Below are 14028 nucleotides of genomic sequence, written 5' to 3' on the forward strand. Positions count from 1 at the left end.
CGCGCTCACCGCGGTCCCTCCCCCCTCAGACCGACACGCTCCGGCCAACCCCTCCGGTCGACCGCCACCACCCGGAACTCCGCCGTGTGCCGAGCGCCCGCGGCGTCGGTCAACCACAGCCGGTCCGGACCGGGCAGCATCTCGCCCACGCCCATCGGGGCGTCCGGCTTCCCGCGGTCCAGGGCCCGCACCGCGTGCGCGAACAGCTCGACCGACGGCTGGCTCTCCAGGTCCACGTAGAACGGTTTGTGCTCCACCGGGCTCTTCACGAACACGAACCTCGGCATGCCGTGCTCGCGTCGCCACGCCTGCGCCCGCAGGAAGCGGGTCGCCTCGTCCGGGGCGAACGCGAACGCCGACCTCGCGGCGGGTAATCGCCAGCCCTCCCGGGCGACCACCAGCCGGTCCAGGCTGACCCGCGGCGTGTGCTCGCCCGCGGGCAGCAGCCGGAAGTGCTGCACCAACTGCGCCATGACCTGCTCGTTCAGCAGCTCGACCAGGTCGACGTCCACCCGGCCGTCCCGGCTGCGGGCCACCAGCCGCCCGCCGCTCTCGGTCACCTCGCACGCGCCGACCGGCACCGCGTCGCGCAACCCCGGCCCGCACGCGTCGTGCCCGGACACGATCTTCAGGTCGTCCGGCGAGACGAGCGCGTCGGCGAGCCGCTGCGGCGTGCCGCCCTCCTCGCGCGTGGTGGCCAGCACGATCCGCGGCCCGGCCATGTCGTGCCGCATCGCGGCCCGCAACTGGGCCGGGTCCGGGTGCTGGGACACGAACAACGCCGACCGCATGGTGTTCACGCCGGGGTGCACCTCACCCAGCACCCACCGGTAGTCGCCCGCCCGGATGGCGTCCTCGTCCCGTGCCGCGATGAGGACGTCCGGGCTGTGCTGGACCGCGCCGCGCCAGCCGGGCCGGGGCACGGCGAACGCCTTGAGCACGGCGTCGCGCACGTCGTCCACCCGGTAGTGGGCCTCGCGGCCGTCCGGGGCGTGCCCGAGCGCCTTGGCCCAGCGGTCCTGCAGGGTCCGGACGAGCCTGCCGATGAGCCGCTCGTCGAGGCGGAAGATCGTGTCGTTGGCCCACAGCCAGAAGTCGGCCAGGCGGACCCGGTCCGAGCCGGTCGCCGCCACCCGCTCCCGGTACACCTCGCGCAACGCCCGCCCGTACAGGGCCGAGCCCGCGGAGGTGAACCACCGTGCGGCTTCCAGGACGAGGGACAGCGGCGTCCACAGCGTTTCCGCCAACGCGGGGGAGAGGGTGACGTCCAGGTCGCGCCGGCACTCCTCGTGCACCAGCGTGCGGCCGGCGTAGAACAGGCCGGGTCGGCGCACGGCCGCCGTGCCGGTGATGGCGGTGAACTTCTCGTGCAGCTCGCCGATCGCGCCCACCAGCCGGTCCGGGTCGCCCACGGCGGCGGCGACCGCGTCCCGTCCCCGCTCGATCTCGTGCAGCGCCCGTTCGGCCCCGGCGCGGGCTTCGGGGTCGCCGATGGCCGAGATCTGCTCGCGCAGCGCCGTTTCCGGCACCAACGCCTCCGGCGGCACCTCCAGGGTCCACGCGATCCGCTTGGCCTGCCGCAGCCGTTCGAGGGTGGCCAGCACGTCGTCCACGGACCGGTCGAGGTCCCGCGCGATCTCGGCGGCGCGGCGCAGGCCGTCGCAGGCGGCGAGCACGGCCGCGTCCGGTGCGGGCAGCCGCACCGGGTCGGTCATCGGCACGTGCAGGGTGTCGCCCACGACGTCGAGGAACGGCATCCGCCGGGGCACCGCCCACGGCCGCACGGCGTCGGTGGTCAACGCTTCGGCCAGTTGCTGGACGGCCCAGTTCTCCAGGTAGGTGGTGCGCCTGTCGACCAGGTCCGGCCCCGGTCGCGCGGTGATGGCGGCGGGGGCGTCGTCGGTGATCCGGGCCCAGCCGACCGGGCCGAAGAAGCCGATGGTGTCGTTCTTCGCGCAGTACCGCTGCAGGTAGCTGACGACCGTGTGCTCCCACCGGCGGTAGTCGACGTTGCGGGAGGCGGGCCGGTCGCCGGACAGCGCCTGGTGCAGCGCGTCCACGGCGGTCTGGAGGGCGCGCGGGTTCTGCCACGCCACGGCTTCGCGGAACTTGGCGTCGCCGCTGACGACCCGCAGCACCTCGGCGGCGGCCTGCCGCCCGGCCTCGAACCGGGTCCCGTACTCCGCGACCGCGGCCTCGTACCGTGCCGCGGCCTCGGCCGCCGCCGCCAGCGCCGCGTCGACCTCCGCGTCGGACGCCGCTCCCGCGCCGACGACCAGCAGCGCGGCCGGTCCGGTGTCGGGTCCGGTCCTCGCCGGCGGCACGGCTTCCGCCGCCGGGTCGGGCGGGAGCCCGGTGGTCACCGCGGCGTCGGCCACCAGCGTGGTCGGAGCTGCCGGGTCGGGGTCCACCACCGGCGCTGCCGGTTCCACCGCGGCGGCCTCCGCACCCGGCGGCACGGAGCCCGGGTCGGGGATCGGCAGCGCGACCGTCACCGGGTCGGTCGGCGGCACCGCGGCCAGCGCCGACCGCGCCTCGGCGAACCGCCCCTTGCGCACCAGCCGCCCGATCCGCCGCAACACCGACCGCCGCTCACCGCGCGCCGCGTCCTCCACCTCCCGCAGCACCCGGAAGGCCGCCCACCGCGCCTCGGCCACCGCGTCCTCGGCCGCGAGCACCGCCTCCGCCGCCCGCGCGGCCTCCGGGCTCGCCACGGCCAGCAGCGGCTCGACGCCGAAGCCCGTCGCGCGCAGCTCGACCCACCGCCACGCCGCCCAGTGACCGTCACGCGGCAGCACCAGGTGATCGGCGACGGGCCGGGCCGACGTGCGCTGCGCGGGCACCAGGTACGCCGACCGGTCCCGGCGCGTGATCGGGGCACGGCTCGGCGGCGTCCCGGCCTTCGCGTCCGATCCCGCCGCGTCCAGCACCGCGGCGTCCAGCACCGCCGCGCACGCCGCCAGCGTCCGCGCCCGGTGCAGGTCGGCGACCGGCACCTCGACCCCGAACTCCTCGCGCACCCGGAACGCCAGCCGCACGGCGAGCAGCGAGTTGCCTCCCACCGCGAAGAAGTCGTCCTCCGCGAACACCTCCGGTGTGCCCAGCAGGTGCTGCCACAACGCCGCCAGCCGCCGCTGCGCGGCGGTCGACGGCAGGGTCCGGTCCGTGCCCCGCGCGCCCGGGGCACGGACCGACCGCAGCGCCGCCCGGTCCACCTTGCCGCTGCGGTTCAGCGGCAGCTCCGGCAGCGGCACGTACCGCGCCGGGCAGAGGTAGGCGGGCAGCCGTTCCGCGACGTGCGCGCGCACGTCGTCGATCTCCCACGAGGCGGTCGGCACGACGTAGGCCACCAGGTGCCGGGCGTCGTCCTCGCCGAACGGCAGCACGGCCGCCGCGGTGACCGCCGGGTGCGCCCGCAGCACGGCCTCGACCTCGGCGGGCTCCACCAGGAACCCGCGCACCTTCACCTGCCGGTCCGCGCGACCCAGGAACTCCAGCACGCCGTCCGGTCGCCACCGGGCCAGGTCGCCCGTCCGGTACAGCCGCCCACCCGGCACGTCGCCGAACGGGTCCGGCACGAACTTCGACGCCGTCATGCCCGGCGCCCCCACGTATCCCCGCGCCAGCCCGTCACCGCCGGTGTAGAGCTCGCCGGGCACGCCCACGGCCACCGGCCGCATCGCCTCGTCCAGCACGTACACCGACGTCCGCTGGATCGGCGTCCCGATCGGCACGGTCGCGCCCACGTCGGCGGCCGACCGCACGACGTGGCACGTGGTGAAAGTCGTGTTCTCCGTCGGCCCGTACCCGTTGACCACGGGTTTCCCGCCGCGCGCCGCCAACGCCGCGCGCACCGCGTCCGGCGCGAGCACGTCACCGCCGGCCAGCAGCTGGTCCACGTCGGCCAGGACCGCCGGGTCGAGCTGGTGGAACAGCCCGGCGGTCAGCCACAGCACGCTCACCCGGTGCACGCGCAGCAGCTCGGCCAGGACGGCCGGGTCGAGCGGACCGGGCGGCGCGGCCACCACGCGCCCGCCGGTCAGCAGCGCGCCCCACACCTCCAGCGTGGTGAGGTCGAACGCGGTCGCGGACAGGTGCAGGAACGTCTGCCCCGGCTCGAACCGGCCGAACGAGGGACGCGTGACCAGCCGGACCACACCCCGGTGCGGCACCGCCACGCCTTTGGGCGTGCCGGTCGACCCGGACGTGTAATTGACATAGGCCACGCTTGATGGATGCGCCCGGACCGCGGGGGATACCGGCGACTGCTCCGAAAGGTCCAACCCCGGCAGCACGACGGACACCACACCGTCCGGCACGGCACGCGGCCGTTCGGACACCACCAGGGGTGTGCCGGACTCGCGCAACACGACCGCCTCACGTGCCGGCGGGTTCGCCGGGTCCAGCGGCAGGTAGGCCGCGCCGGTCTTCAGCACGGCGAGCACCGCGGTCACGAAGTCCGCGCCGCGCGGCAGTGCCAGCGCCACCGGCCGGTCCACCCGCGCGCCGCGTGCCGCCAGCACGTGCGCCAACCGGTTCGACCGCTCGTCCAGCTCGCGGTAGGACAGCCACCGCACGCCGTCGAACACCGCGTCCGCGTCCGGCCGCAGCCGCACCTGCTCGGCGAACAGCTCCGGCACGGTCGCGTCCGCCGGGAAGTCGACGGCGGTGTCGTTCCACGCCCGCAGCACCCGCGCGCGGTCCCGCGGCCCGCCCAGTTCCCGCACCGGCCGGTCCGGCGCCTCCGCCATGCCCGCCAGCACGTCGCGGACCTGGGCCAGCAGCGCGTCCGGCGCCCAGGCCGGGAACCGGCCGGTGTCGTGGATGAGCCGGAAGCTCAGGTGCGGCTCGGCGAACGCGTACAGCGTCAGCGCGTAGCCGGGGGTGCGCAGGATGCGGACCCGCCTGCCGGGCGGGGCGGACGGCCGGGCGGCCAGCACCGTGCCCAGCTCGCGGTGCTCGAACAGCACCAGGCTGCGCATCAGCGGCACGTCGTGCCCGGACGCCCGCTGGATGACCGGCAACGGGCACAACTGGTGGTCGCGCGCCCGCACGGACCGCTCGCGCACCGAGCGCAGCCAGTCGACCACCGCCGCGTCCCGGTCCACCGGCACGCGCAGCGGCACGGTCGCCAGCAGCAGGCCGAGCATGTCCTGCGCGCCCTCGACGGTGCCGTGCCGCGCCGCCCTGGTCACCCCGAACACGGCTTCGTCGGCGTGCGCGTGCGTGGTCGACAGCAAGCCCCACGCGGCCAGCACCACCGTGTTCACCGTGACGCCCGCCTGAGCGGCCAACGCCCGCACCGCCTCGGTCTCGGCCGCGGACAGGTCGAGCGCGGCCGTGGCCATGACGGGCGTGTCCGGCCCGGCGTGCTCCAGCGGCAGGGGACCGGGTTCGGCCGAGCCCGCCAGTTCCGCCGCCCAGAACCGTTCGTCGGCCCGCAGTTCCGGGTGGTCGGGCGCGACCCGTGCGCCGTGCCACCGGGCGTAGTCGGCGAAGTCCGGCCGGGGTGGGAACTCCAGCGCGCCGCCCGTGCGCCGGGCCGCGTAGTCGTCGTCGACCTCGGCCAGCAGCATCGCCAGCGACCGGCCGTCGAGGATCGCGTGGTGGAACGTCGCCACCACCACGTCACCGGGCAGGGCGACGACCCGCAGCGGCGGCCCGGCCACCGGGTCCACCCCGGCCCGCCGGTCGGCCGCCAGGAACGCGTCCAGGTCCGCGACCGAGTCGTCCACCAGCACCGGGACGTCCTCGGCCGGTCCCGGCCACTGCTCCATCCCGCCGTCGGCGCGCCAGGCGAAGCGGGTCCGCAGCACGGGGTGCCGCGCGACCGCCGCCCGCCACGCCGCCAGGTACGCGGCGGTGTCCAGGCCGTGCGGCCAGTGCTGCACGCACTGGATGACGTCCGTCCCGGCCGACGGGTCGCGCAAGCCGGCCGCGATCATTCCGCTCTGCAACGGCAGAGCCGGCGCGAGCCGCGGCGCAGAATCCGTGTGCACAAAACCTCCCCGACGAACGTGTTTTCGGCGCGCACGACCGAACCGGCCACCGGGAACAATTCCCGGCGACCATTTCAGGGCAGGGTCGACCGCTTTTGGTGCGGACGTGCGGTAAAACGCGAGGGCGAGTTCGGGCGGAGCGTCAGCCGCGGTGGGCGGCGAGGTGCTCGCGGACGCTGCGAGGCCGCATGTCCGTCCACGTCCGTTCGATGTGGGCCAGGCAGTCTTCCCTGGTGCCACGCGTTCCCTCGGCCCGCCATCCCGGCGGGAGGTCCCGGTCGGCGAACCAGACCGAGTACTGCTCCTCGTCGTTCAGCACGACCAGGAATTCGTGGTGATCGGTGTTCTCGTCAGTCATGCAGTGCTCTCCTGCCCTAGGCGGATGCGGGCGGGTTGCCGGTTCGCGCAACGTTACGCGGCGCGTCTCGGAATGTGGAATCCACTGAACGGTCGAACCGGTCATTCGTTATGCGGTGCGCGCACTATTCGCCCTTCCTATGGAACGTCGCGCGCCGTGTCCGACTGGTTACCGCAGGCATTCTTGACGCGGTCCGCAGCCAATTTCGAGCAGGGTTGGAATCGGCAAGGTTGTTATCGCTAACAGATGGTGGTGACACCGCTGAACGGTCCAGCGTGTCGAACCCCTTCGACCACACAGCGTTGCGGTGAGGTCGCGACGGCTCGGCTATTGAACCTCCCGCGATCGTGCTGTTAGCGTTAACAGGCGCGCTGCGGTGGCCGGTGATCCCGTCCGTCCGTACCCGCGATCCGCCGCCACGTTCGTCCCACCGGCCCGCACCGGCTTCCACGCCCAGGGCCGACCGTGTTCGTCCATGCAGCGTCGCAGGGAGAGCAACCATGAGATCGACTTATCGGGGCGCGCGCCGCAGCGGCGTCGTCCTCGCCACCGTCACCACGCTGCTGGGCGGGGTGACCGCGGCCCTGCCGCCGACGGCATCGGCGGCGGTGGTCGACACCGCCGCCTCGTACGTGCTGGTGAACCGCAACAGCGGCAAGGCGTTGGACGTGTACGACCTGGCGACCGCCGACGGCGCGCGGATCTCCCAGTACACCCGCAACGACGGCGCCTGGCAGCAGTGGCAGTTCGTGGACTCCGGCGGCGGGTACTACCGGCTGAAGTCACGCCACAGCGGCAAGGTGCTGGACTTCGCGAACACCGCCGACCGCACCGGGTTGACGCAGTGGACCGACCACAACGGCACGAACCAGCAGTTCCGGCTGGCCGACTCGTCCGGCGGGTACGTGCGGCTGGTCAACCGCGCCAGCAACAAGGCCGTCGACGTGCTGGACTTCTCCACCGCCGACGGCGCGCAGCTCATCCAGTGGCCCGACACCGGCGGCACCAACCAGCAGTGGCAGCTGGTCAAGCTGGGTGCCCCGTCGCCGGGCACGTTCACGAACCCGATCAAGCGCAACGGCCCGGACCCGTGGATGCAGTACCACAACGGGTACTACTACCTGGCCACGACGACCTGGAACTCCACGATCACCATGCGCCGGTCCCGGACGCTGGCCGGGCTGTCGACCGCGGCCGATCAGGTGATCTTCAACCTGACCCGCCCGAACGGGTGCTGCAACATGTGGGCGCCGGAGTTCCACCTGCTGGGCGGCCGTTGGTACCTGTACTACGTGGCCGGGCAGAACGTCCAGGACTTCAACCCGACGCAGCGGCTGCACGTGCTGGAGTCCTCCGGCTCCGACCCGATGGGCCCGTACTCGTTCAAGGCCGACCTGGGCAGCACGTGGGAGCTGGACCCGAGCATCCTGCAGCACAACGGGAGGCTGTACCTGCTGGGCAGCGCGACCGACGGCAGCCAGTCGCTGACCATCACCCCGCTGTCCAACCCGTACACGATCAGCGGCGCCCGCCGCACCATCTCCCAGCCGACGTTGTCCTGGGAACGGCAGACCCACCCGGTCAACGAAGGCGGTGAGCCGCTCTACCGCAACGGCCGCACGATGATCGTGTACTCGGCCAGCGCCTGCTGGGGCCCGGACTACAAGCTCGGCCTGCTCACCCTGACCGGCACCGACCCGCTCAACCGGGCGCACTGGACGAAGTCGCCCAACCCGGTGTTCCAGCGCAACGACGCCAACGGCGTCTTCGCGCCCGGCCACAACGGGTTCTTCAAGTCGCCCGACGGCACCGAGGACTGGATCGTCTACCACGCCAACGACTCCGCCTCCGGCGGCTGCGACATGAACCGCTCGACCCGCGCGCAGAAGTTCACCTGGAACTCCGACGGCACGCCGAACTTCGGCACCCCGGTCCGGCTCGGCACGACGCTGCCCGCGCCGTCCGGTGAGCCCGCGTCCTGACCGTCCTCCCTGCCCGGTGGCCGGCGGCCCGTCTCCCGCCGCCGGCCACCCCTCCCCGTGAACAGAGGTCGCACCATGCTGCAACGACGCACATTGCTGGCCGGAGGACTGGCCTTGCTGGCGCCGGCCCGGGCCGGGACCGCCGCGGCCGCGCCGGGTGACTCGGCCTACGTGATGGGCTACTTCACCGAGTCGCCGAACAAGGTCGCCGACCGGTATTCCCTGCACCTGGCGGTCAGCACCGACGGCCTCACCTGGACCCCGCTCAACCAGGGCAAGCCGGTCGCCACCCCGACCGCGGGCACCGGCGGCCTGCGCGACCCGTTCATCATGCGCAAGCGGAACGGCGGGTTCGTGGTGCTGGCCACCGACCTCACCGGCACCGACTTCACCCGGCAGAACCAGTACATCCACGCCTGGGACTCGACCGACCTGCGCTCGTTCACCGGGTACCGGCGGCTGAAGATGCACTCGATGCCGACCCACACGTGGGCGCCGGAAGCGTTCTGGGATGCCTCGCGCGGCCAGTACGGCATCCTCTACTCGGCCAACAGCGGCGGCCGTGACGCCTTCTACGTCAACTACACCACCGACTTCGTCACCGTCAGCGCGCCGCAGCTGTTCTTCGACCCCGGCTTCGACGTGCTGGACGCGACGATGCACGTCGGCAGCGGGATGAACTACCTGTACTACAAGAGCTTCGCCGACGGCCGCCTCTACGGTGCCCGGTCCACCACCCTCACCCCGCGCGGCTTCGACCGCGGCACGTACACCAGTGGCGTGGTCAGCGGCGGCATCGAAGCACCCATCGTGGTGAAGGCGCACAACCGCGACGAGTGGTGGCTGTGGGGTGACTCGTTCTCCCCGGTGAACGGCGAGCTGTACGCGTGGCGCAGCGGTGACATCGACAGCAACTCGTGGACGCCGCTGACCAAGGCGCACTACACCCAGCCGCTCAACGCCAAGCACCCCACGATCTGCGGCATCACCGCGACCGAGCGGCCGATGACGGCAGCCCCACCTTCGCCGCGGACGCCACGTTCCACCGCGTCGCGGGCCTGGCCGACAGCTCGTGGACGTCGTTCCGGTCGCACAACTTCGCCGACCGGTACATCAGGCACGCCGATTACGTCCTGCGCATCGACCCGATCAGCACCACGGCGGATCGCGCGGACGCCACGTTCCAGGTCGGCTACTGACCCCACAGGTCGGACCGGCCGGGCGGTGGGCGCGACACCTCGGCGGCGTGCCGCGCCCACCGCAGCCCTACCAGGGCGGTTATACCCCTGAGCTGCGACAACCCGTCGCATGGCGGGTCGGCACAGGGGAAGCACCCGATACGGGGGCACGGCCCCGCGAACGGCCGAAACTCGGGCGGTCGCCTGGCCTGGCCGGCTGCTCGCAGGACGAGTCGTTCACCCGTACCCGCGCGGTCGCAGTCACGCTGTTCAGCGCTTGGTCGCGACGGATGACGAAGGTCGCGTGCCGGGTGCGAACGGCCGTTCGGGCATGCCGTCCACCGGCGAGGCGACCTACCGGTCCGAACCGCGGTTGACCGCCGGCGCCCCGACGTTGTCGCGCTCGGCGTGGCGGGATCGATGCTCCTGGCCGGGTGAACAGGGGTCAGCGGTCGGTCGCGAGGACTTCGGCGCCTTGTACGAAAACCGTCCGTGCCGGGTTGTCCTCGTGCAGGATCGATCGCACGGTCTCGGAGGTCGCCTCGGCAGGCCGTTCCGTGCCGATCTCCCGGATGAGGTTCACGTGGACCTGGACGTGCTTCGGGAGCATGCGTGAAGTGGTGGCGAAGGACGCAGCGACCGGCTGGTACGGGTAGATTCCTCCCTTGGAGGACAGGGCCGCATTCCGCATCCGGTCATCGAAGATCGCGACGTGCAACTGCTTCAGCGCGGCCATCCCGGTGAGCGTCCGGAGTTCGTCTTCCGAGGGCCACCCGAGCAGGGTGACGCGTTCCACGCTCGACTCCGGTGAGAATTCCGCCAGATTCGATCGATGCCACAGTCGGCCCTGTCGGGTGGACATGCCGAGATCCGGTATGACCAACATCTCGGCAGTCCTGGCTTCATTGTCCAGGGCGAGTGAGCGAAGTTTCGGTGGTCGTGACAGGCGGGAAATGGGGATGTCGCCGTAAAACGACAGAACCTCCAGATTCTCCATTGTATGGGTGCCGACGGGGTGCACTCCGAATACCCGGAGGGTGTGCACCTCCAAGGTTTCGAGCTCGGCGAAGAGTCGTTTTTTGCTGACGGCTCTCAGGGTCAAAGAGTCCAATTGGTCCAACGAGGACAGGATTCCCTTGTCGAGGTCACGGTCGATGCGCAGGTCAAGGCTGCGCACGCGGAGGCGTCGACTGGTGATGGCGTCGAGTTGGCCCATCGTGTAGGCGTACACCGTGAGGTCGTCCAGCGACATCGACTCGAGCACGTGTCGCACGTAGTCGATCGGGTGGCAGTCGGGCCACTGCGAGCCGAGATCCTGTCGGATCGACCGGGCCTGGAGCTTGGCGAACCTGGCGAGCACGAGCAGTGAGCCGTCTCCGCCGATGTCCCGCACGGTGCGGAGGAGGAGTTCGGCGCTCCGGGGCTTCAGCGACTGCGGGTCGGGGATCAGGTCCAGCACCAGGTCGCCGGCCTTGGCGAGGTCGCGGGCGCGCTCCGCGGTGGTAGGGGGGAACAACCGCGCCGTCCGCTCCTTCACGTCGGCGATGACCGCGGGCGAGAGGTAGGAAACCGTGTCGAGGCACAGCGTTGCGAGCAAGTGCAGGGTGTGACGGTTCTTCCGCTCGCGATCACCTCGTTCGACCAGGCCCTTCACCACCTGCTCGCTGTCACGTCGGTTCGCGAGCTTCACGACCAGTGGCACGACTTCGCGCCACTGGTCGAGGTGCGCGTTCTGCACCAGGAAATCCAGGTCACCGTGGTCGAGGACGGCTTGCGCCGCCAGGTACTCCTGGAAGGTGCGATGCAGGAAGTCGGCCCGGTCCGCCGTGACGAACTGGAGGACCCCGGACCGGAGCACCAGATAGGACGCGAGGTCCGGGGTGTCCACCGAGAGGTGTGGCATGCCCCTGCGTTCGTGGGTGATCCGCTCTTCGATTTCCGCGTGGGTCACGTTGAGGCGGTTGTTGCGGATCATCCAGTACGCGAGGTGGGCGAGCAGGGTCTCCTGCGTGTCCCGTGATATCGCGTCGATGAAGGTCGGCACCCGGCGCTGTCGATCGCGCTCCGACAGCAGCATCTCCAGGGCGGCCTGGTAGAGCTTGACACGGTCTCGCGGCAGCTCGCGGAGCCGGTCGAGGTGCAACGCGCAGATCAGCGCGCACATCAACGGGTTGGTCGCGAGCTTGCGCAGGTCGCGCCGCGTGCTCAAGGTCTTCTCGAGGTCGGACTGGAACCGGCTGATCTCCGCCTTGTCCTGGTCCGACCTCGCCTGGTCGCGCATGGCGTTGTGCCAGTGCGCGATGAAGTCGGCGATGTCGGTCATGTCCATCGGGAGGATGCGGAACGTGGTGAAGTCCGGCGCTTCCAGCCAGTCGGCGGACGCCGCCGCCGGACGGGAGGTCACCACGAAGTGGTTGGCGGCGTACTGGGTCGTGAGGTCGTCCAACCAGTCGCGAACGGCGTCGCGCCGGTCCTCGGGCAGTTCGTCGATGCCGTCCACCAGCACCAGGCCGCGCCCTTCGAGCAACACCGAGCGGGCCCAGCCGTCCCGGTCGGCGAGCTCGGGGCTGATCTGCGCGGTGAAGTCGGACGAAGCGGGCAGGGCTCGGTCCGCGAAGTCACGCAGGCGGATCAGGAACGGCACCTTGCCCGCGAGGTCCGGTACTTCGTCCGATCCCGTCGCGGCGGCCGTCGCCAGCCACTGGAGCAGGGTCGTCTTACCGGACCCGGCCTCACCGCGGATCAGCAGGCGACGTCGCGCGGAGGTCAGGTGCGACAGCCGCACCCTGCTGTTGCGGGCGACCGGATCGGCCAGGGCCAGGTCGTCGATGGCCGCGCGGCGCCCCTCCGGCGCGGCGCTGAGGCTGATGTACGCCGTCGTGAGCGGGTAGTCGGCTCGGACGTGACCGAGGTGCAGGCCGAACAGGCGCAGATTGCGCAGTTTCCGCCGCAACGCCTCGCGGTACCGCAGCTCGAACTCCGAGGACTCGGTCAGCCGTTCCCTCAGCAGCGCGCCGGTCCGGCGGATGAGTTCGACATCGACCCGGGCGGCGAAGTGCGGACGGGAGCTCGCGAACTCGATGAGGTGGGCGGCACAAGCGACGAGGATCAGTCCGTACGCGTCACGCGCGCCCCCGGCCAACTGGGCGATGCGCGGACGTTCGGAATCGTTGTCGACGAGGCGTTCGACCAATCTCCGGGCGTCGAGATCGGCATCGAGGGCGAGGGTGACGTCCAGCGGCGCGCTGCGGTTCAAAGTGGCCTGGGCCGCCTCGATCGCGGCGTTCCAGTCGTGGTCGGGAAGACCGCGCAGTTCGGTGGCGCGGAACTCGGCCAGTTGGCCGATGACCTTGGCCGCGAACTCCTCGACGCGCTTTCCTTCTATGCGCGTCAAAGGCGGCAGGCCCGGCAGTGTGATCCTCGGGTCCATCCGGACCGGCTCGGACACGGTCTCGGCGCCTTTGAGCTGCCGCATGGCCTTGACCAGGAAGTTGACGGCCGGTCCGGCCGGACGTAAGAAGTCCCCCGGGTTCATTCGGTTTCTCCCTGCGGTCGAACGTGCTTCCGCCGTTCCGCTCACCGATTGCGGAGCGTGACCGTAGCACGCCGGACCGCAGCGCGGCGCGCCGATCGGCGATCGGCGATCCACCGAGGAACATCACCCTTTCGACGGCGTGTCGATCAGGATCGTGCACGGCGAATCGCACGGGTCACGGCAGGATCGAGTCGACGTAGCCGCCGTCCACCCGCACCGCCGCGCCGGTCGTCGCCGAGGCCTGCGGTGAGGCCAGGTAGACCACCAGGTTGCCGATCTCCTCCGGTTCGATCAGCCGGCCCAGCAGGGACTGCGGCCGGTGCACGCGCATGAACTCCCGCTGCGCCTCCTCCCACGGCAGCGACCGGTCCACCAGTTGGTAGACGAAGTCCTCCACGCCGCCGGTGTGGGTGGGGCCCGCGATCACGCAGTTCACCGTGACGCCGCTGCCCGCCGCCTCCTTGGCGAACCCCCGCGACACGCCCAGCAGCGCCGTCTTGGACACGCCGTAGTGGATCATCTCCGCGGGGATCACCACGGCCGAGTCGCTGGCGATGTACTGCACCCGGCCCCATCCCCGGTCCCGCATCCCCGGCAGGTAGGCGCGGGTCAGCCGGACGGCCGCGAGCACGTTCACCTCGAAGTACCGCCGCCACTCGTCGTCGCTGATCTCCAACGCGGGCCGGGCGCCGAAGACGCCGACGTTGTTCACCAGCACATCCACCCGGGGCAGGGCGGAGACCAGTGACGCCGCACCCTCCGCGGTCGAGACGTCGGCCGCCGCGCCGACCACGTCGGCGCCCGGCACGACCGCCCGCAGCCGCGCCACCGCCTCGTCGACCGCGTCGGCCCTGCGCCCGTTCACCGCGACCCGCGCTCCCGCCCGCGCCAACGCCGCCGCGATGGCCTCGCCGATGCCCTGCGTGGAACCGGTGACCAACGCCGTCTTCCCGCTCAGATCCAGCTGCATGCCGAC

6 protein-coding genes are annotated in these 14028 nt (G+C 71.8%); 2 read left to right on the plus strand and 4 right to left on the minus strand.

The features are described from left to right. Positions 1–5 precede the first annotated feature (5 nt). Both FHX81_RS00775 and FHX81_RS00780 read right to left on the minus strand, forming a co-directional pair. Complete coding sequence (locus FHX81_RS00775; protein ID WP_141974736.1) at positions 6–5999, minus strand: non-ribosomal peptide synthetase; 5994 nt, start codon at positions 5997–5999, stop codon at positions 6–8. Positions 6000–6141: 142 nt separating this feature from the next. Beyond that, positions 6142–6357, minus strand: coding sequence for an MbtH family protein (locus FHX81_RS00780; RefSeq protein WP_141974737.1), 216 nt, complete (start codon positions 6355–6357; stop codon positions 6142–6144). Between the two features lie 500 nt (positions 6358–6857). Here FHX81_RS00780 and FHX81_RS00785 point away from each other — a divergent pair, with 500 nt between their 5' ends. Both FHX81_RS00785 and FHX81_RS42900 read left to right on the plus strand, forming a co-directional pair. Next, positions 6858–8339 carry a family 43 glycosylhydrolase gene (locus tag FHX81_RS00785; RefSeq protein WP_246107546.1) on the plus strand — a complete coding sequence of 494 codons (1482 nt, stop codon included), beginning with the start codon at positions 6858–6860 and terminating at the stop codon, positions 8337–8339. Positions 8340–8414: 75 nt separating this feature from the next. Next, positions 8415–9629, plus strand: a complete 1215-nt coding sequence (locus tag FHX81_RS42900; RefSeq protein WP_425473793.1) for a glycoside hydrolase family 43 protein — start codon at positions 8415–8417, stop codon at positions 9627–9629. 333 nt (positions 9630–9962) lie between these two features. On the opposite strand, the gene FHX81_RS00795 is transcribed toward FHX81_RS42900, so the two are convergent. After that, on the minus strand, positions 9963–13052 hold the full coding sequence (locus tag FHX81_RS00795; protein ID WP_141974738.1) for an NACHT domain-containing protein: 3090 nt from the start codon (positions 13050–13052) through the stop codon (positions 9963–9965). A 175-nt stretch (positions 13053–13227) separates the two neighbouring features. Further along, the gene (locus FHX81_RS00800; protein ID WP_141974739.1) at positions 13228–14022 is read right to left on the minus strand and encodes an SDR family NAD(P)-dependent oxidoreductase; all 795 of its coding nucleotides are present in this window, start codon (positions 14020–14022) and stop codon (positions 13228–13230) included. Between the last annotated feature and the right edge of the window lie 6 nt (positions 14023–14028).

It is taken from the genome of Saccharothrix saharensis (assembly GCF_006716745.1).
GTDB lineage: Bacteria > Actinomycetota > Actinomycetes > Mycobacteriales > Pseudonocardiaceae > Actinosynnema > Actinosynnema saharense.